Origin of the sequence: Leucothrix mucor DSM 2157, from assembly GCF_000419525.1 — a bacterium.
GTDB classification, from domain to species: domain Bacteria; phylum Pseudomonadota; class Gammaproteobacteria; order Thiotrichales; family Thiotrichaceae; genus Leucothrix; species Leucothrix mucor.
The window spans coordinates 3,311,794-3,331,720 of record NZ_ATTE01000001.1; the positions used below are offsets into that span (position 1 = coordinate 3,311,794).

The window sequence follows — 19,927 nt, forward strand, 5'->3', positions numbered from 1 at the left end:
CGCTTAGGCTTCGTTCTGCCCGCAACCCATGCCTTTTCCGTAGCCTCGGCCATTGCCAGACCCCATGTGCTGGCCCATGCCACGGCCTTGGCCCATACGCATTCCTTTACCTTGGCCGCCATGGCCTTGTTGAGCACCGTGTCCACCGCCACGCTCTTGCTCTGAGCTCAGTATCGCCGCGACTTCGTCCGCAGGCATTAGTTGTGCCTGATAGTCAGTGCCAAGCTGGCGGTTGTACTGTCTGGCAAAGGCTCGCAAGTGATTACGAGAGCCTCGCATCAGATTTTCATATACGCCATCCAGATCGCTTTGATTGGATTCTGCAATGGCTTTTTGTAAGTCCATAATATCCAGCTCTTCAATCATGCCGCCGACTTTCAGCGCACCTTCCAATGACGCCAGACCTTGCGTAGTTAGCTCTTTATACATTCGCGCCAGCTCGGGATTTTTAAACTCGCCAACCGTAGTGCTTTGAACCACGGATGGAATCCCATACTGATCAAGCATTCCTTTCAACGCATCCTGATGACGCTGCTCGGCACCGGCGATATTACTGAAGGCGCGGATATTCCACTTGTCGTATAGCGTCAGGTATACATCTTTAGCCAACTTCTCTTCTTCATGCATAAACTGGAGTGTTTTAGCTTCAGCCACGGTGATTTGAGACGCGGCCTGCGTTGTGACTGCCAAGCCTCCGGCCAGAGTTAATGCGATCGCTGTGCTAATTAATACCTTATTCATGGTGTTACTCCGTTTGCGTAATTGATTTCACGCTTTCAGAGTACGACTGGCCGCTGGTTTAAACCTTGCGATTTATCAAAAAACAGCCTTATAACTATCTGTTTTACAAACTCTTTACACTCTTAAGTCAATGCTTACGCTCAAAGCTAACAGAGTGAAATTGGCCGCCTGATAGGGCTAAATTGGCCGCAAACTAATGCGGCCAACAGCCAAACTCAAGCCCCTTCTACCGCTCGCTCACGATGGAAAATATATAAGCCCGAGGCCACCAAAATACCAGAGCCAATCCATGTATTGAGCGTTGGGATATCATTAAATAGCCACCAACCAATCAACGCAGCGCTGACCAATTCAATATACTGAAACGGTGCCAGCATTGAGGCATCGGCATATTTAAAAGCCGTGGTAATAATCATATGACCGACAGCCGCAAGAAAACCAACCAGTACCAACTGACGCCATTGCCAAGCCTCCAACTCGGCCAGTGCAAACATGGGCAAATCAAACAGCTGCATAAACAATAAGACCGCACCCATAATCAGGCTACCGAATGCGCCGGAGTAAAACTGCATCGTGAGCGCCGATACGCCACCACCATTCTCACCAACCCGCGCCAGCTTGCGCGTATACATTAGGTAAAAGGTGAAGCCCAGCGCCGTACACAGCGGCAATAATGCGCGAGGACCAAAGGCCTCTTGCCCCGGTTGGATAATGATCACCGCACCAAGCATACCGACACTCGCTGCTACCGTGCGACGCCAACCAGCCCTCTCACCCAGCATCCAAGGCGACAGTAGCGTGACCAACAAGGGCATTACAAAGAAAATCGCCAAGGCATCGGCAATGGGCATGACCTGAATCGCGGTAAAAAAGCACAACGTCGCAAACGCCAAACTGAAAGAACGCTTTAAATGCAGCTGCAGCTCAATGCCTTTAGGCAGGTACAAAGTGCTCCACACCAAGGGCAGTAAGAATAAGGTCTGAAAACCAAAACGACCCAACACAATCACACCGGAAGAAACGCCTTCTCCCAGCACCTTGGCTGCCGCATCCATAAGGGGCAAGAACAGCGCCCCCAGCGTCATTAACTGAATGCCGCGCGTTTGATCGCTGCGTGTCTGGCTCATTTAGCCGCCCAACTGAATATCGATGACCGCCTTTAAACCGCCTTCTGTTTTTTGAACATCTACCGAGGAAATCTGTGATTCTGCGCCCGATAAGGTCAAGTTGATCCCCTCAGCGATTCGGGTTTTACGCACGACATTGCGGGTGTAACGCTTCAGTTCTTTGGTATTGATATCGCGGGCATCTTCCATATCAATTCCGGATTTGCCGCGCACTTCTTCCATAATGACGTCGGCGTCTTCTTCCTTGATGTATTCTTTTGAAAGCTCTTTTAGCTGACCCATGGATAAATTTTCAGAACCACTCATACCATCCTGCACTTTTTGACCAAAGGCCACCGCATCGGCTGGCGACTCGACTTTATTAGACACGGCTTTTAGGAATTCAGCGGCGGCTTTAGCGCACACTCTTGGCGTACCAACAGGCACGGCATGTAGGAAGGTTTCTAACCAGTACTTAGTCTTTTTGCTGAGATTATCAATCACGTGAACCACGCGACCACCGGATAAAATCAATGCACCTTTTTGTACTTTATCCAGCGAGACGCCAATACGCTCAACTAACTTCAAAGAGCCTTCATCGGATTCAATATCTAAATAGTCACTGCGCCCTTCGATCTTAAAGCAACCCAAGGCTTGTGATGAGCCATCGGTTGAAAGCACGCCATCAAATAAAATAGTGATGAATTCACCACCGACGATATTGGGATGGGTAGAGGCCGTGTATAGGTGCTTAGCAATGCTTTCAGTGGAGGCTTTGAAAGTCTCTACATCGCTAAAGATCTGATTAGAGTAGTGGTACACCGTGTTTAGAAAAATATCGGATTCATGATGCAATTCATACACTTGAGCATCATCCACCATGGGCTCTAAGTAGCTTTTGATGAGCAAGGCATCCAGCGTTGGCGTCCGCGCCGCTTCTTTTGGCGAAAAGGCATAGCCCTCTTCACGCACTTTATTGCCAATGCGATGCACAATTACTTTGCTGACGGTGGCTGAACTAATATCGATCATGTGAATACCTGAATGAGAGGGGTTAGCGCTAAAAGCCGTATATTACACCCTCTTCATTGGTTCGCGGCAATGCTGATTCAGCGAATGCCGCATATTCTACAAATCAACTCACGCTGTCGCTAAATAAGCATCCAACTTAGCCACTAACGCCTGCTGCTGATCTTTCGGCAAGAACGTCGCCTCAAAACCATTACGTGCCAGCGTTGCAATCTCATCGCGCGTTAAACCAACTGCCTCTGCCAGCTGACCAAAGTTCTCATTCATATAACCACCAAAGTATGCCGGGTCATCCGAGTTAATGGTCGCCTTCAAGCCCGCTTTCAGCATTTTCTTAATTGGGTGATTTTTAAGATCATCAACCACACACAGCTTAAGATTTGATAAGGGGCAAACCGTCAATGCCATACCCGACTCAACGATTCGCTGTGTGAGTGCTTCATCTTCCAGTGCGCGGTTTCCATGGTCAATCCGCTCGACATGCAGTACATCCAATGCCTGACGCACATACTCCGGAGGACCTTCTTCACCGGCATGCGCCACAATGTGAAAGCCTTCCGCTTTAGCGCGTGCAAATACATTCGTGAACTTCTCTGGCGGATGGCCCATTTCTGAGGAGTCCAACCCCACACCAATGATTTTATCTTTATGCGCTAATGCCTGCTCCAATGTCGCCATTGCGGCATCTTCGTCTAAATGACGCAAAAAGCACATGATCACACCAAAGCTAATGCCTAACTGCTTTTGACCATCCTGCAACGCGTTGTAGATACCGTTTAATGCCGTTTCAAATGGGATGCCGCGATCTGTATGGCCTTGAGGGTCAAAGAAAATCTCAGTGTGCAGTACATTTTGCTTATGAATTCTCGTGAGATAAGCCCAAGTCAGGTCGTAAAAGTCCTGCTCTTCACGAAGCACATTCATGCCTTGATAGTAGATATCCAGAAAATCTTGCAGGCGGCTAAAGTCATAGGCTTTGCGTAGCGCTTCCACGTCTTCAAACGGTAAGTCGATCTCATTGCGCTGAGCGATTTCAAACATCAGTTCCGGCTCAAAGGTGCCCTCAATATGAAGGTGTAACTCGGCCTTAGGTAGGTTTTCGATAAAAGTTTGCATAATGTCTCCGGGACAAGCTTATTGCGTTATGTCCGCATTATGCCGCCTGAGGGCTAAACAGTCATGCACTCATGGATGATTGCGTCATTCACCCTGCCAGAAATTCGCCGTGTTACATAAAAACATCATAAAACTGTCATCGCCTTGCAGTAAAACCATTACACACTCGTGGCTATGTTATCAGTCATATTACCCAATCGAATTCGCCTTGCCGTGGTCACCGAAACCTGGCCACCGGAAGTGAATGGCGTGGCGCATACCATTGCACATTTAGTCCGTGGGCTGCGTGAATTAAACGAGTATCAAATCCAACTGGTGCGTCCTCGTCAGCTAACGGATGGCGAACCGGCTACAGATGCTGACTTTGAAGAATACTTAGTGAGCGGCTTATCTCTCCCCTTTTATAAAGAAGTGCGGGTTGGAGCGCCACAGTTCTTTGCGCTACGCCAGCAATGGAAAAAACAGCGGCCTGATATCGTTCAAATCGTTACCGAAGGGCCGCTGGGCTATAGCGCATTGCGGGCCGCTAAATCACTTGGCATTCCGGTATTCAGTGATTTTCATACTAATTTTGATCAGTACAGCCAGCACTATCACCTCAAATATGGCTTTGAGTTAGCCGGTCGCTATCTGCGGCATGTGCACAATCAAACACTGCGCACGCTCGTTCCAACGACTGAACTCATTAATCAGCTCGCTGATAATGGTTATAAAAACCTCGGCATTTTAGAGCGCGGAATTGATGCCAAACTATTTACCCCTGAGCGTCGCAGTGAAACGCTACGGGCGCAATACGGTATTGGTGAAGATCAGTTACTCGTTGTCTTAGTCACTCGCATGGCACAGGAGAAAAACCTGGATCTGGCCTTTGAAGCCTTCCGCGCAATTCAACAAAGCCAGCCAAATGCTCAGTTTTTATTAGTCGGCGATGGCCCTGAACGTGCCCGCTTAGCCGCCCTGCACCCCGACTGTATTTTTGCGGGCATGCAAACCGGCACTGCACTCGCTGAGCATTATGCCTCTGGAGATCTGTTTCTCTACGCCAGCACCAGCGAAACCTTCGGCAATGTGATTATCGAAGCCATGGCTAGCGGATTGCCCGTGGTCACTTACGATTACGCCGCCGCCCATAAATACATCGAGTCCGGTCACAATGGCTACACCGCGCCATTTAATGATTCACAAGCGTTTATCCAAGGTGCAGTAGCGCTGGCCAATCAGCCTGAGCTGCGTCGCCAAATTGGTATTCAAGCACGCCAAACGGCCCAGCAACTCAGCTGGGAAAGTGTGGTGTTGCGATTGGATACCATCATCAAAAGTCTGCTTAGCGAGGTCAATCATGAAACGTCTGCATCAGCTTAACGCGCACGAAATTCCACTCTGCCTGCTGTTTAACCGCATCAATCACCTACGCCCAGTTAGCCTGTTTTTTGCATTGATCAGTCGCCTTGGTGATGGGGTTTTCTGGTATGTATTGATGTTACTGCTGCCCGTATTTTATGGGCTGGAAGCCATTCAGGTATCGCTGCATATGGCCATTGTTTCCGTGATTGGCTTAGGGCTTTATAAGTGGCTTAAGCTCTCAACAGTGCGCGTTCGCCCCTACCGCTTTAATGAAAATATCCTACAGAATGTGGCCGCACTGGATCAGTTTAGCTTCCCTTCCGGTCACACTTTACATGCGGTGAGCTTTAGCGCGGTACTGCTGAGCTATTATCCGGAGTGGGCTGTTTTGGTTGTTCCATTTGCAGCGTTGGTGGCTCTCTCACGCGTGATACTCGGCCTGCATTATCCTAGTGATGTATTGATTGGTGCGATACTCGGCTTAGGACTAGCTCAAGGCAGTATTGCTTTAGTATCAGTGATTTAACACAACTGAAAACAAACCATCATCAAATGGTTATACGCAAAATTTAGACTCTTCGAAGCGTTATTAATCACTTCAAGGGTTCGGAATGAGTCACACAGTTAGCACCAAACCGGTTCAACTCCGTGTTGAATTAGCCGCCACAAAAGAAGACTTACTCGCCTCTCAATTATTGAGATATCAAATTTTTGCAGAAGAACAAGGGGCCATCCTCTCCAGCGCTGCGGAGGGGATCGACCGAGATCATTACGACCCTCACTGCCACCATCTCTTGGTACGCGAACAACACACTGGCGAAATCGTCGGCTCCACTCGCATCCTCACTCATGAGAGCGCCCAGCAAGCCGGCAGCTTCTACTCCGCCAGCGAGTTTGACCTCAGCGTGTTGCTCGCCAGTTTGCGTGGCAATGCCATAGAAATTGGCCGCACCTGTATCCGCCCTGACTTTCGTAATGGCGCAGGGATCGGCATGTTATGGCTAGGCCTGGCGCAGTTTATGGAGTTGCACAAAGTGGATTATATGTTTGGTTGCGCCAGCGTGTGTATGCGCGATGGTGGCAGCCAGGTGACGACGATTATGAATGAAGCGCGCCGTAAACATTTAGCACCGAGTGATTTCTGGGTAACTCCGCGTGAACAGCTAATGCCAGTACCGCCAGCTGAACGCCTGCGTATGCCGCCACTGCTAAAAGCCTATTTGAAATTGGGCGCTTGGGTCGCGGGTGAGCCTTGTCTGGATCGTGACTTTAATGTTGCCGATATCTTTATTTTGCTGGATGTGAATAATCTGAATGCGCGCTATCACCGCCACTTTGTACAGTGCGGCGCACAGCGACAACCGACGCTGGAAGGCTTGCGCCAGACTGCTTGAAGCCAGTTGATGCTCTCAAGCTGACCGCAACTAATCGCTAATCACAAAAGCTGCAGACAAAAAAAGGGAGCCTTTATTACGAGGCTCCCGGAACACACTTCTTACGCAGTTTATTGTTAATCATTATTTCTTTAGAAACCAAAATCGCGATAAAAGTTCAAACCATTACCGCGTTTTCATGTTCAACCGAATCAGCCAGTCACCGGCAACACTTCCTGCCCAACATATGACGCTTGTTCTGAGGCCATTACCGCCTTGCTATCGGCCCAGTGCACCAGATGCAACGCGCCATCCCAGTCTTCAACCATCGCGGTGCAGCTCTCGACCCAGTCGCCATCATTGCAGTAAAGCACCCCATCAATCTCCCGAATCGAAGCGTGATGAATGTGACCACAAATCACACCATCCAACCCCTGATGACGCGCCTCACGAGCCAGTGCCGTTTCGTAAGCATCGATATAATCAACGGCTGACTTTGCATGCTCTTTCACATAACGAGATAGCGACCAGTAGGGATAGCCCAGCCGGTTGCGCAACTTATTGTAATAACGGTTAAGCACTAACAAATGCTCATAAGACCAGTCACCGATCTTAGTCAGCCACGCAGGAAACTGCACCACGCCGTCAAACTTATCGCCATGCAGTATCAGCATTTTCCGGCCATCCGCGGTGATGTGAATGCACTCTTCCACCAACTCGATCTGGCTTACGCTGTGACCGGTGAAATTACGGGTAAAGCCATCGTGATTACCGCTAAGGTAAACCACCTTAGCCCCAGCCTCCGCACGCGCTAATACATTTTGGATAATGGCATCGTAATTGGCATCCCAAAACCAGCGCTTTTGCAGCCGCCAGCCATCAAAAATATCCCCAACCAAATACAGCTGCTGGCAATCGTGATGTTCCAGAAAATCCAGCAAGAACTCACTTTTACAGCCGCGTGAGCCTAAGTGCGTGTCTGAAATAAAAATGCTGCGATATTGGTGTTTCGGATTGCCAGTCATGCCATTAGCCCTGCTTGGTGTAGTGAACAATTAGGGCGTAGCGCCCTGCAATCTGCCGGATCTGAAGCGTTCCTCCCAGATGCTCGGCCAGTGTTTCAAGGTAAATTGGTAGCGAAGGGTCAGGATGCACATTGAACCAATCCAGCCATTTCAGCAGTGGCTTGCGAAACCAATTGGGCATTCCTCGCTGATCGGAAAAATCTACAATATGCAAGCAGCCACCCGGCTTCAGATTGCGAACAGCTTGCTCTATGGCCTCATCCCATTTCGGAATCATCGACAGCACATAGGAGCACACAATGTGATCAAAGCCCTCATGCTCGCCAAACTGCTGCGGCGTAACCTGCTGCGCCAGACCTTGCTTTAAGCGAATATGACCAGCGTTATGAATTTTCTCCTGCCCCATCTCCAGCATCAGCTGCGAGGCATCCAGTCCAAAGAGTTTGGCCTCGGGCTGCGCCTTGGCGAGCTTCAATAAATTACGCGCGGTGCCGCAGCCGATTTCCAGCACGGTTTCATGCGGCTTTAGTTTGATTTCCTGCAATAAGCTATCGCGCCCTAGCAGATAGTATTTTCTCGATAAGTCATACACATAGCGCTGATAGCGATATTGCTGATCCATCTTTTGTGCGGCATCCATCATCTACACAACCTTGCAATACAGGTGAAAGCCGCCGTAGATCGCCGAACGATCCTGCCGGAACCATTGCTCAGACTGAATCGGGTCGTATTCAAAACGGGCGCGTAACTCGCGGGTCAGTGCCGTTTCTAATGGCGACTCGCTAGCAGCGGTGCGGAAAATAATGCGGCTACCGACTTTGCCTACCCGATCGACTTGCTCCCATAAAGACTGCAGCACTTCGTCATTCATCCAGTCCTGCGCATCCAAAAACACAAAGCGGTCCAGCGAGTTATCCGGCTGAGCTTTTAGGTATTCAATGATTGAACCAGACTCGGTTTCGACCTTGTGCAACTGATCGCGAATGTGCTGGTAATGACCTGCTTGCAAGTAGGCTGGAATCGCTTGACGCTGCTCGTGGTCATAACAATGACTAAAGCCCTGCCAGGCAAAGTAGTTATCCTGAATCGGGAAATCGCAAGCTAGGCGCTCCACGCGATCGCAGTACTGCTGCACTAGATTGCCCTGCGCTTTCATCGCCTGATATTGCTGCGGGGGAATACCCAAGCTAAAGACCGACACCGGTAATTTGCCCAAAAACTTCACCAGCTTGCTATCGAAGAATGGTTTGATATGCGCGTTAAAAATTTCACGCTGCTCACCCAAGGTTTTGGCTTGCAGGATTAACTCCGGCTGGTATTTGCTGCGACGGGCAATCCAATGCAAAAAACGCATGAAATAGCCAAAGCGCGTGTGACGATATAATCCATCGCGAAACAGATTGATGCGCTTTTTGCCGCTCAAGCTATGCCCCGACCAGAAGCTTTCCAGCTCCTCATCCAGCTCGGGCTTTATGTAGTTCTCGTAGTTTTGAATATTGTGCGGTAGGTCGGCATGGCCGAAGAAATCATAGAATGAATCATGGTCTGGCAGGTAAGCCATAGCGGCCAATTTCAAGCGAGTCAGCGATAGGTGATAGGGGTTTAAATCCAATGCAACGATACGCGCTGGCGAGGCCGTGAGGTAGTTCAATACATTACAACCACCCGAAGCAATGGTCAGCACTTGGCTATCTGGCTGCAGCTGTAAGGCCTGCATATCCAACTCGGGATCTTCCCAAATCTGGTTATAAATAAAGCTGTTAAACCAAATCCGAAACATGCGCTGCTGCATGCCCTGAAACGATGAAACCGGCTGCTGTTGGATCGCAACCTTCAATGCGTCTGACGCGCTGGACATAGACCATACCAAATAATAAATTTGGCTCTACCCTAACGGCTGACAATGACTTCTCTATGACAGTTTTATGGCGATTCGATGACAGCGTGATATTTTACGGGCTGATTGAATAGCTGTTTAATTTAGTGTTGGGTATGCAATACCACTACTGCGGCTTAGTGATTAAATAGCCGGCCATAACCCTTGATGGGACTATCAATCCCAGCAAGCTTTAACATATGCCATGCCATTGCCTGATTACTACTCAACACTGGAATACCCAACTGCGCCTCCGCTTTGGCAATAATATTCGCCACCCGTAAATTGGTGCAGGACACAAAAATCGCATCGCTCGGTGCAGCCTCAGCCACCTGAATAATGGCCTTTAAAATAGATGCCTCAGTCATGCGCGCAACGGTAGTATCCGATGCTTCATTAAACGACCCCGCTGCCACAATCTCATAGCCCGCCTGCTCTAACGTGCCACGCAAACTCGCAGAAACCTCGGCAATATAAGGCGAGACAAAGCCAATACGTTTGGCTCCCAATGCTTTGAGCGCCGCTTTAGTTGCGGTAATGGGATTGGTGACTTGTGCGTTCGGGCGATTGCGCTGAACCAAAGCCTCAATTGCGCCTTCACCAATAACCGAGGCGGCAGAAGTACAGCCATAGCCAATCACATCGAAATCAATCGCGGGCGGCAACAAGCTAACCGACTGCTCAATTTCGTGCTGCATATTGGATAAGGTTTCGGGAGTAACTTCAGCGCCGGAGGGGATTCGGGATTGATACAAAGCAACACCCTCGATATCCAGAAAGCGCCGCATTTCCATCTCAATGGTTTCATCGGTTTGTAGCACAATCAAACCAAAGTTGGCTTGGGTTCCGATACCTGCATCCGTGTCAAAAGCGAGGTCAAGCATGAGTGTGCTCCGGGTTAGCGATGGGAAACTAAGCCTTCACTCTAGCACAAAATTGAGAAATATCTTGATCAGAGTTGACCGGAAATAAGAGGGTAAAAACAAGAAAAAAACGCGGAATCAAGCAAGCTGCAAAGCGTCATTCACGACGCCATGCAGGCTTATTCTAACAACAAATAACGACTTACTTAGCCGCTGAAGTACGCCATTCTTTAATCCAATCCGCACGCTTCTCCGCGACTTCCGTAGGAGTAAACCCAATGCGCTCAGGCTGGATCAATTCATCGAAAATTTCTGGCAACTCAATGCCATCACGAACCGGCATCATCCAGTTAGCCACTGGCAGGATTTTTTGTGCTTCTTCAGACGTGAGGAAGCCTAGGAATTGCTTAGCCAGCTCCTGCTTTTTACTGCTTTTCAAAACAGCCGCCACTTCAACTTGAGCCACATGGCCTTCGCTAAAGAGCGCAGCTTTGTACTGTGTTTTTTCTTCGGAAACCACGTGATACGCAGGTGAGGTGTTATAGCTCAGCACATAATCCGAACCATCTTTTAGGAACATGCTATACGCTTCCCACCAACCTTTGCTCACCGTCACCGTGTGGCCAGCCAGCTGCTTCCAAGCCTCATCCGACTTATCGCCGTAGACGCTTTTCATCCACAATAATAAACCTTGACCAACGGTGCTCGTGCGCGGGTCTTGGTAGATCACCGAGGCATCGGACTCAACCAGCTCTTTTAGGGATTTAACCGGCTCTTTGATTTTGCTGCTGTCATAGATAAAAGAGAAGTAGCCGTAATCAAATGGCACGAACTGCTTATCATCCCACTTCAACTCCGCTTTTAAGCCTTCCAGTGACTGCTCGTGATCAGCGATTAAACCAGTCTCGCGGGTCACTTCCAACAAGGCATCGTCGATCCCCATGATCACATCCGCTTTGCTTCTATCGCCTTCAATGCGCAGACGATTCAAAATGCTGACACCATCTTCAACCGTCACGATTTCAATATCGCAGTCGCAGTTTTTCTCAAAAGCCGCTTCAAGCTTCGGGCCAGGGCCCCATTCGGAGTTGAAAGAATCGTAAGTGTAAACAGTCAGATCAGCCGCCTGAGCCGCGCCACACAAGGCCAAACTAGACAGTAGCAGAGTGATTTTTTTCATGGAAAATACCTTAATCAAAAACTCAAAAGGTAGTCTCGGGGCAGGATAAAGAAGGCTGTAACTACGGTGACCAGCAACTCTTCCCTACGCCGGTACTAGCCGGGTCAGGTTCTACGGGTCTGTTATGGAAACATCTCAGCCTGATTAATCAGGCTCCCCGAGAGCAGCGGTCGAGTTTATCATTAGTTTTGAGACTTAGCGAATAGTGGCATTAGGCCTACGTAAGACTCATGGCAACTGCCCTAGAGTTAAATAGACTCCCACAACTAATAAGTTAGCGATGCACTTCGCCTCCGCGCAATCCAGCACGTCTTGGGTGCTTGTCGCGGCGAATCATTTCAAGCGCAGCTTGAGTGAGCAAGGCAAGCACCCAAGACGTGCGCCCCCAAAACTTAATGACCAAACACCGACCACCCAGTCCGCTCAGCCAACATCTCCAACGCAATCGTACCCAACTTACTATTCCCCACATGATCCAAGCCCGGCGACCAAACTGCAATCGACGCCTTACCCGGTGCCACGGCCATAATGCCGCCGCCCACACCGCTCTTCCCCGGCAAACCAACCCGGAACGCAAACTCACCCGAGCCATCATAATGGCCACACATCATCATCAGGGAGTTAATCCGTCGCGCGCGCTGTGCTGACACCACTCGCGTGCCGTTGCTGGTATTTAAACCATCCGAGACTAAAAATAGCGCCGCTCTCGCCAGTTGCTCACAGCTCATGGCAATCGAGCACTGATGAAAATAAGTTCCCAGTACAAAATCGACCGGATTTTTAAAGTGCCCGAAAGACGCCATAAAGTGCGCCAGCGAGGCATTGCGGTCACCGGTTAGCAGCTCCGATTTCGCCACCCGATCATCCATGCAGATACTATTATCATCGGCAATAAAACGTACAAATTGCAAAATCTCAGCAATCGTTTCTTTAGGCTGATGCCCCATCATAATCGCATCCACCACCGCAATTGCACCGGCATTAATAAACGGATTTCGCGGCTTACCATGCTCCATTTCCAACTGCACGATGGAGTTAAACGGATCGCCCGATGGCTCACGCCCCACCCGTCGCCACAGCGCATCACCCAACTTACCCAACGCAATGGTCAGCGTGAATACTTTGGAAATACTTTGAATGGAAAACAGGGTTTGCGCATCGCCGGAGCTGTAAACCGTGCCATCCGGCAGTGCGACAGTCATCCCGAACTGATCGGGATCGACGCAAGCCAGCTGCGGAATGTAGGTCGCTACCTTGCCGCGATCGGGTAAAGCCGTGACTTTGGTAGCGATGTCATCAAGGATTGCTTGCATATCATGCATGACGAAACTTCTTTATGTCTTAAAGTCGGCAATGGTAGCGCGAAACCCGCAGCAAGCGTATCGCTTTAAGACAATGAGTCCTGCGTCTGCTCCAGCCAAGCTTCTGCCTCGGCTTTTTGGTCCAGACTAAACGACTTAATTTCCATCCCCGGAATCACCATGCCTTTAAACTCGCCAATCTTCTTAATCCACTGCGCATCAGTTAGCAACGCCGCGCGGTCAAACTTGTGAATTAAACCAAACAGTGTCGGAAAACGGGAGAACTCTACCCCGATTGCGCCTAACGATGGCCAATTAAAATCAGTCAGGGTATATAGCATTCTGCCGTGAGTGATGTCTTTGGAATGCTCCGCCAGTGCGTCCAGCGCAGCGGTCATGATTTCGGTGTCGATCTTGCCTTTTATCTCAATATCGAGACGGTTTTCGCCATTTGGCGTGACTGTAAACATAGCTACTCCTTGTATTGATCGGCTTGACCACCACTGACAATTTGCTGGCAGTCTTAATAATTAGCATAGCACGACACGCAATAATCACAGGATTGCTCCCCACCGCACCCTGTAAAACATCAATCTACATGCAGTGATAGTCGCTTATGAGATATAAATCAAACATCTAATATGTTAGATTTCCAATAAACTCTATCGGTGACGAAACGCCCAATGCACATACTAAAAAATCTGGACCGGCCGACCTTAAGCCACATTGCCTCGGTAGCCTGGCCAATGGCATTGAACGCGATATTAATGGAATCCGTGATTATCGTGGATTTGCTTTTAGTGGCTTCGCTGGGCGATGTTTCAGTTGCCGCCTTTGGCATTGGCAGCGCATTAATCGCCTTTGTGATCAGCATTCAGTTTGCGATTGGTAATGGGACTCAACTGGTGTTATCCCGCGCAGTGGGCACCGAAGATATTAACAAGATCGGCTTGGAAACTGCCTGCGGCTGGATACTCAGTATCGGCTTTTCACTCGCCGCCGTCATCGCCCTGTGGTTTGGGGCCGATGCGTTAATTCATCTCATCACTCACGATGATCGCGTGGCAGTACTGGCCGCCAGTTATGTCAAAATCTCATTGCTGATGTTGCTGGCCTCCTCTCTCACCAAAATTGTCGTCTCGTACTTTAACGCCTATAAGAGAACCCGCATTCCACTGTATGGTTTTCTGCTGGAAATTCCGGTGAATGTGCTGTGCAGCGCCGCGCTGATTCATGGGTTATGGGGTGCACCGGAGCTTGGCTTAGCGGGTGCGGCTTGGGGTAGTGTGATCGCGATTGTGCTACGCCTGATCTATCTGGCTTACCAGTTTAAGCGGGAGGTTATTCAAGGCTATGTTGCCGGATTTATGCGGGTCGACCGCAGCTCGTTGTGCGCACACTTTGATGAGGTAATGCCGATGACATTAAACTTCATCGTGCTGTTCACCGGCATGTTAGTGTTTCAGGCACTGTTTGCTCAGCTACCCGTCTCATCTTTTGCGGCGATCACACTGATCTTGCCATGGATAAAAGTCGGCTCTTTATTTGTTAACTCATGGACGCAGTCCAGCACGATTCTGGTTAGCCAAAAGCTTGGCAAAAAAGACTATATAACGATTCCGAATTTAGTCCAGCAAACCAAATTTGTGTCGGTCCTGATGTGCATCGTAATGGTGATTGGCTTCTACCTGTTTAGTCTGGCGATACCGCACTTGTATAGTAATCTATCGGCCGACACTATTCTGGCATTAGCGCTGATTGCACCGATTTATGTTCTGATCCCCATCTTTCGGGTCAATAATATGTTCTGTGGCAATATGATTCGTGCAATGGGTGAGAGCTATATTATTGTCCGGATTAACCTCATCACCCAATGGTTGATTGCCATCCCAACTTGCATCCTGCTTGTGTACCTTAGGGCACCCTTGCCGCTGGTATTTGGGGTGATACTGCTGGATGAAATACTGAAGTTTTATCCGTTCAGGAAAACATTAATGAGGAAGCTTGCCAGTTATGCGGGCTAACATTACAGGGGGATACTGCCAGACACCGGCATTCTGACCACCCTACTCTCCAGTTAAGAGCGGGTGGCGTACCGTTTTCAGAGTAGTTGATATACTGGCCTACAAGGTTTTCCAGAACGCGTAATACCCGCATTGCTTGCCTCTGCGTTGAGTGCTTACTACCGTTTGAGCTTGAAATCTACACTGATTCAATCGCCGTCCAGTTATCACTCTCACGAATTACATCAATAATCTTCTGATAATGGTAGCCATCTTTAAACGTCTGATACGGCTCCACCTGCTCACCGCTAATATCCTTCACAAACTCAGCCGCCAAATGCGCCCAGTTTCTTAGCGTGTCATCCTCAATATCCGGCACCAGCGCATTGATATCCTCAGGCGTTGGAATCTCCTCCCACGCTCCACCGCGCTTTTTCAAATACAACGGCCCTTTGGCATAATGCCCTTTAATATAAATCGCGCCTTCGCTACCGTAAAACGCGAGATGATCTTCATGGAATCTTGGCTGCAAGCCGCCATGCTTAAACAGCACCGAAACAGGCCGCGCCGCTTGGTAGCTACTTTCCAACTTAGCCATCACTGTGTACGACCATTCCACATCCGTTTCCCGCCATTCCAAATCCGGCGAATTCAAATCTTTCGGGATGTAATTGCGACGCTCGGTAAAGTTGTGGACACCCTCAACCACCGGCGCTTTTACCATGTCATTGCGTACATCGGCACTGATTGCCAGCACCTTTTCACCGACCACATGCGTGACGATGGATAGCAAATGGGTGAAGTTATTATTCAAACGCCCGCCGCCCTGACTTTCCTGATGCGACCAGCCAAATGGGATTAGTGGATCAAGATCAAAGTGAGAAATGCACTCCACTTCCTGCGGCTCACCAATCGCGCCATTTTCGATCAGGCGCTTGGCATGCAGCACTTCCTGCATATATCGATAGCAAGCGGCATAAGCGGTTTTGCAGTTTTTCTCGACAGATTTTTCATACATCAACCGTGCGCGCTCCGAGCTTTCAGCCATCGGCTTATCGCAGTACACATGACAACCGACATCCAGCGCCGCCATTACGGCCTCATAGTGCGCGCCACCGGGTGTGGCAATGCTTACGATATCGGGCTTGCAATCGCGAAGTGCCTGCTCCCAATCGGTACCGGCATACGGAACGCCAAGCTTCGCCGCAACCGCTTCCACCACCTCTTGGGTACGACTCACCATACCCACCACTTCAGCACCCGCACGTCGAAATGCATCCACATGCCCTTCACCCGCAAAGCCCGAACCCAATACTAAAACGCTTAATGTCTTACTCATTTCCAACTCCTTAATTCATAGATTCTGCAATCGCGCTTTGCCATTGCCTGCTTCACCAACGTACACATTACCAATGCCATAACGTGCCATCTTCCAAACGACTTACTGGCAAATAAGAGCGCTTGTAGGGAAACTCTGCTGCCGCCGCTTCATTAAAATCGACACCCAAGCCATGCGCATCGCCAACGTGAATCATCCCGTCTTTGACTGAGTGATCATAAGAAAACACCTTGTCCGAGTCGCTAGTGCCGAAACCCACAAACTCCTGAATCCCGAAATTCGGTGCCCAGATATCAACATGCGCCTGAGCCGCAAAACAAATCGGGGATAAATCCGGCGCGCCATGGGGTGCTGTGCGCACGTTATAAATTGCCGCAAAGTCAGTAATTCGACGCAAACCCGTAATGCCACCGGCATGCGTTGCCGCAGTTCGAATGTAGTCAATCCACTGATTTTGAATGAGATCTTTGCAATCCCAAATCGTGTTATAAGTCTCGCCAATGGCTAAGGGAATGGTGGTGTGCTGGCGGATGACTTTGTAATTTTCCTGATTCTCCGCGATGGCGGCATCTTCAAGAAATAGCAAATTATAAGGCTCTAGCATCTTGCCCAAACGGGCGGCTTCGATGGGCGTTAAGCGGCTGTGAACATCGTGCAGCAGCTCAATCTCATCGCCAAAGCGGGCTCTGGCTTCGCGAAACAAACCAACGACATTGTTTAGATATTTAGTGGTCGACCATGGCTGTTCCGGTGGCAAGGAGCGGCTACTCTGCAATTCAAAGTAATCCTTTTTATCGCCTAACAGCCCATAGCTGCCCTCTAGCCCTGGCACTGAAGTTTGCAAACGAATCGCTTTAAACCCCTGACTCACCAGGTCACCCATCACATCCAACGTACTGTCGATGGTATCGCCACTGGCATGTGCGTAAGTGGTCACTGCCTGACGGCTTTTGCCACCCAATAACTGATACACCGGCAAGCCTGCGACTTTGCCTTTTATATCCCACAGCGCCATATCGACCGCAGCCACGGCCGCCATGGTAATTGGGCCTCTGCGCCAATACACGCCGCGGTATAAATACTGCCAAATGTCTTCAATATCATGCGCATTGCGCCCGATCAGGCATGGCGCGACATGCTCTCGCAAGTAGCTATCGACCGCCAGCTCACGGCCATTCACCGTGGCATCCCCAATGCCGTACGTGCCATCTTCGGTGATAATTTTTAAGGTTACAAAATTACGACCGGGGCAGCACGTGATGACTTTAACGTCACTAATAATCAATTCGTTATCCTCCCTCAGGAATGCCGGCTGCTTAAAAAGCTTTTAGGTATACCGGTATACCTTTATTATTGTATAGAGCCTACCTTACTGTCAACTGCCGTGTTTTTTAGCCTGTGCTTTGGATTCGCAATAGGGGCAAAATCAGGTACAGTAGCGCGATGAGTAAAATTAGAATGGTAGACGTCGCGCAGCACGCGGGCGTCTCTAAAAGCACTGTCTCACATTATCTGAATGGTCGTTTTGCCCGCATGTCGTCCGAGACAAAGCAGCGGATCGAAGACAGTATTGAAGCGTTAAACTACACGCCAAACCACATTGCGCGCAGCCTCAATAATCAAAACACCATGACCATTGGTGTGATCGTTCGTGATATTTGCGGACACTTCACCAGCCGCATGATTCGCGGCATTGATGACTTCTGCAAACGCAATAAATACGATGTGCTGATCTACAATACGGACTTTGATCCGGAGATAGAAAAGCAGTCGATTAAGAAGCTTCGGCAGCTGCGGGTGGATGGCATTATTATCGCCACCTCAGGCAGCAATAATGCCATCATCCAAAAAGAGATCGACTCCGGATTTCCAGTCGTGTTGATGCATTTGGAATATGACGATTTGAATGCCAGCATCGTATTAGCGGATAATAAAAAAGGCGCGTTTGAGGCCACTGAGCACCTGATCAATCTGGGCCATAAACGGATATGTGCCTACACCTTAGATTATGCCGGATCGCGGCGCTCTCGACGGGAGCGGCTGGAAGGCTTTACCAAGGCAATGGCAAAGCATGGGCTGCCAGTTGAGCCTGAGCTTATCCAGCATTGGTCCCGGGATAATGGACTGGAAACACCGACGGATACGATTTTAAATAGTGAGAACCCGCCGACCGCGTTTCTCTCTTTGTATCTGGCCATTACTGAAACCTTGTTGGGCGATTTTAGGCGGCTTGATGTGAATATTCCTCAGGATATTTCGCTGGTGGCCTTTGATGAAATTCCTATGGTGGAGCACTTTAAAGTGCCGGTGACCGTGGTTGCGCAAAACCCTTATGCCATGGGGCTTGAGGCGGCGAGAATTCTGTTGGATGGCATTATGAGTGATGACCAGACGGTAAAAAAAGTGGTGCTGCCATGTGAGTTAATTAAGCGGGAATCTTGCGCGGCGCTATAGATTACGCATGTAAACTCATCCATATGATGGACGAGTTTACACCACGGAAACAACGCCGAAAGCCACTCCAGAAGCTATTCCAGAGCTATTCCAGAATAACCTACTGATTCGCCAGCACTCGCGCCAACCAGGTATTCATTTCGGAATAAAGCGGCATCGACGTCGATAACACACTGCGATGACCACCGCCCGGTACTGTTAGCCATTTTTTATTATCACTTGCCAATGATGCATACAGGTTCTTGCCCTCCTCCATCCGAACATAGCGATCCCGATCACCATGCACCAATAAGGCTGGCAGCTTAAGTTGCTGAGCCACATGCGCAGGCTGAATCTCGCGAATAGTCGGTAGCTGCTGCAGCTTGCGCTCAACCCCCAGCAATGACACTAGCACCGGAAATAGCGAATGCCATTTCTCTGGTACATGCGATTCCAATACCGTTTCTAAGCTCGAAAAACTGCTCACCACCATCATCGCATCCCAGTTTGCGCTGGGTTCTCCGGCGGCATTCACAGCAAACGCACCACCCATCGACATCCCCCATAAGGCGGCAGGCTCATCGGGCAAGGAAAAATGGCTGCGGATGTCCTCCAGTACTTTAGCTGGCAATTGGCGCTCAAATTCACTACTACCAAAGCTGGTTACCTCCAAGGGACTGTCGCCATGCGAGGGTAAATCGGGCAGCACGCAGCGAAAGCCCGCCGCCACAAAGCGCTCGGCGATTGGTAACAAATCTTCTTTGCGGCCATTGCGCCCATGCAGTAGCACGATAATGCCTTGCACGCGCCCATAGGCTGGCAGCTCAACCCCGTTTTCTGCCAGCTGTTGGCGTAGTCGTTTGCCTCGCACACCCACTCCGGCAAGCCCATCCGGCTCCACAAGTAAGCACGGCACTTGACCATTAAGACAATCGTAGCTGCGAATGCTCAGACCATAGTCGGCGGGGTTATTAATTCGATGCATGTGATACTCCTGAAGTGCCCGACGCGGCGGCGAAAAGATGGCCGCATTAATCTGGTTCGCGACAATCAGTAGCACAACAATTATGCAGATAAATAACGCGACCAGACCTTTGATGGTGCGACGACTAATGATGCTCATGTGGGTCACTTCTTCGTTAGGGTTTGGTTTGATTCTAGTCTAAGGGGGAGATTTGCAGAAATTGTGCAGGGTTTG

General features: G+C 49.6%; 19 protein-coding genes and 1 riboswitch. Of the genes, 5 read left to right on the forward strand and 14 right to left on the reverse strand.

The features are described 5' to 3' along the window. Positions 1 to 3: 3 nt before the first annotated feature. The 4 genes from LEUMU_RS26290 to LEUMU_RS0115070 all read right to left on the reverse strand — a co-directional run bounded on the left by LEUMU_RS26290 (position 4) and on the right by LEUMU_RS0115070 (position 3,992). Positions 4 to 741, reverse strand: a complete 738-nt coding sequence (locus LEUMU_RS26290; RefSeq protein WP_022953117.1) for a DUF2202 domain-containing protein — start codon at positions 739 to 741, stop codon at positions 4 to 6. A 215-nt stretch (positions 742 to 956) separates the two neighbouring features. Continuing rightward, positions 957 to 1,868, reverse strand: a complete 912-nt coding sequence (locus LEUMU_RS0115060; protein WP_022953118.1) for a DMT family transporter — start codon at positions 1,866 to 1,868, stop codon at positions 957 to 959. Next, positions 1,869 to 2,879 carry a nucleoid-associated protein gene (locus tag LEUMU_RS0115065; protein ID WP_022953119.1) on the reverse strand — a complete coding sequence of 337 codons (1,011 nt, stop codon included), beginning with the start codon at positions 2,877 to 2,879 and terminating at the stop codon, positions 1,869 to 1,871. A gap of 108 nt (positions 2,880 to 2,987) precedes the next feature. Next, entirely contained in the window at positions 2,988 to 3,992 is a 1,005-nt protein-coding gene (locus tag LEUMU_RS0115070) for an adenosine deaminase (RefSeq protein WP_022953120.1), read from the reverse strand. Positions 3,993 to 4,166: 174 nt separating this feature from the next. Between LEUMU_RS0115070 and LEUMU_RS0115075 the strand changes: the two genes are divergently transcribed. From LEUMU_RS0115075 to LEUMU_RS26295, 3 genes are all read left to right on the forward strand, one after another. After that, positions 4,167 to 5,354: a glycosyltransferase family 4 protein gene (locus tag LEUMU_RS0115075; RefSeq protein ID WP_022953121.1), complete on the forward strand. Its 1,188-nt coding sequence runs from the start codon at positions 4,167 to 4,169 to the stop codon at positions 5,352 to 5,354. Then, positions 5,332 to 5,862, forward strand: a complete 531-nt coding sequence (locus LEUMU_RS0115080; protein ID WP_022953122.1) for a phosphatase PAP2 family protein — start codon at positions 5,332 to 5,334, stop codon at positions 5,860 to 5,862. Before LEUMU_RS0115075 ends, LEUMU_RS0115080 begins: the two co-directional genes overlap by 23 nt. A gap of 85 nt (positions 5,863 to 5,947) precedes the next feature. After that, on the forward strand, positions 5,948 to 6,730 hold the full coding sequence (locus LEUMU_RS26295) for a GNAT family N-acetyltransferase (protein ID WP_022953123.1): 783 nt from the start codon (positions 5,948 to 5,950) through the stop codon (positions 6,728 to 6,730). A gap of 191 nt (positions 6,731 to 6,921) precedes the next feature. Here the strand turns inward: LEUMU_RS26295 and LEUMU_RS26300 are convergent, their stop codons facing one another. From LEUMU_RS26300 to LEUMU_RS0115120, 7 genes are all read right to left on the reverse strand, one after another. Then, positions 6,922 to 7,734 carry a UDP-2,3-diacylglucosamine diphosphatase gene (locus LEUMU_RS26300; RefSeq protein ID WP_022953124.1) on the reverse strand — a complete coding sequence of 271 codons (813 nt, stop codon included), beginning with the start codon at positions 7,732 to 7,734 and terminating at the stop codon, positions 6,922 to 6,924. Positions 7,735 to 7,738: 4 nt separating this feature from the next. Continuing rightward, on the reverse strand, positions 7,739 to 8,377 hold the full coding sequence (locus LEUMU_RS0115095; protein WP_022953125.1) for a class I SAM-dependent methyltransferase: 639 nt from the start codon (positions 8,375 to 8,377) through the stop codon (positions 7,739 to 7,741). Next, positions 8,378 to 9,592: a BtaA family protein gene (locus LEUMU_RS0115100; protein ID WP_022953126.1), complete on the reverse strand. Its 1,215-nt coding sequence runs from the start codon at positions 9,590 to 9,592 to the stop codon at positions 8,378 to 8,380. It abuts the gene before it with no gap. Between the two features lie 155 nt (positions 9,593 to 9,747). Further along, positions 9,748 to 10,494, reverse strand: coding sequence for a maleate cis-trans isomerase family protein (locus LEUMU_RS0115105; RefSeq protein ID WP_022953127.1), 747 nt, complete (start codon positions 10,492 to 10,494; stop codon positions 9,748 to 9,750). Between the two features lie 181 nt (positions 10,495 to 10,675). Next, positions 10,676 to 11,653 carry a thiamine ABC transporter substrate binding subunit gene (gene thiB / locus LEUMU_RS0115110; protein ID WP_022953128.1) on the reverse strand — a complete coding sequence of 326 codons (978 nt, stop codon included), beginning with the start codon at positions 11,651 to 11,653 and terminating at the stop codon, positions 10,676 to 10,678. Positions 11,654 to 11,717: 64 nt separating this feature from the next. After that, positions 11,718 to 11,823, reverse strand: a riboswitch (TPP riboswitch). Between the two features lie 222 nt (positions 11,824 to 12,045). Beyond that, on the reverse strand, positions 12,046 to 12,975 hold the full coding sequence (locus LEUMU_RS0115115) for a glutaminase (protein WP_022953129.1): 930 nt from the start codon (positions 12,973 to 12,975) through the stop codon (positions 12,046 to 12,048). A 65-nt stretch (positions 12,976 to 13,040) separates the two neighbouring features. Continuing rightward, on the reverse strand, positions 13,041 to 13,424 hold the full coding sequence (locus LEUMU_RS0115120; RefSeq protein WP_022953130.1) for a SpoIIAA family protein: 384 nt from the start codon (positions 13,422 to 13,424) through the stop codon (positions 13,041 to 13,043). Positions 13,425 to 13,637: 213 nt separating this feature from the next. Between LEUMU_RS0115120 and LEUMU_RS0115125 the strand changes: the two genes are divergently transcribed. Beyond that, positions 13,638 to 14,978, forward strand: a complete 1,341-nt coding sequence (locus tag LEUMU_RS0115125) for an MATE family efflux transporter (protein WP_022953131.1) — start codon at positions 13,638 to 13,640, stop codon at positions 14,976 to 14,978. A gap of 178 nt (positions 14,979 to 15,156) precedes the next feature. On the opposite strand, the gene LEUMU_RS0115130 is transcribed toward LEUMU_RS0115125, so the two are convergent. Beyond that, positions 15,157 to 16,296 carry a Gfo/Idh/MocA family protein gene (locus LEUMU_RS0115130; RefSeq protein WP_022953132.1) on the reverse strand — a complete coding sequence of 380 codons (1,140 nt, stop codon included), beginning with the start codon at positions 16,294 to 16,296 and terminating at the stop codon, positions 15,157 to 15,159. A gap of 67 nt (positions 16,297 to 16,363) precedes the next feature. Continuing rightward, positions 16,364 to 17,581 (reverse strand): D-mannonate dehydratase ManD, encoded by a 1,218-nt coding sequence (manD, locus tag LEUMU_RS0115135; RefSeq protein ID WP_022953133.1) that lies wholly within the window; start codon positions 17,579 to 17,581, stop codon positions 16,364 to 16,366. Between the two features lie 158 nt (positions 17,582 to 17,739). On the opposite strand from manD, the gene LEUMU_RS0115140 reads away from it, so the two are divergent. After that, the gene (locus LEUMU_RS0115140; protein WP_022953134.1) at positions 17,740 to 18,750 is read left to right on the forward strand and encodes a LacI family DNA-binding transcriptional regulator; all 1,011 of its coding nucleotides are present in this window, start codon (positions 17,740 to 17,742) and stop codon (positions 18,748 to 18,750) included. A 100-nt stretch (positions 18,751 to 18,850) separates the two neighbouring features. Here the strand turns inward: LEUMU_RS0115140 and LEUMU_RS0115145 are convergent, their stop codons facing one another. Next, positions 18,851 to 19,852 (reverse strand): alpha/beta hydrolase, encoded by a 1,002-nt coding sequence (locus LEUMU_RS0115145; protein ID WP_022953135.1) that lies wholly within the window; start codon positions 19,850 to 19,852, stop codon positions 18,851 to 18,853. Positions 19,853 to 19,927 lie beyond the last annotated feature (75 nt).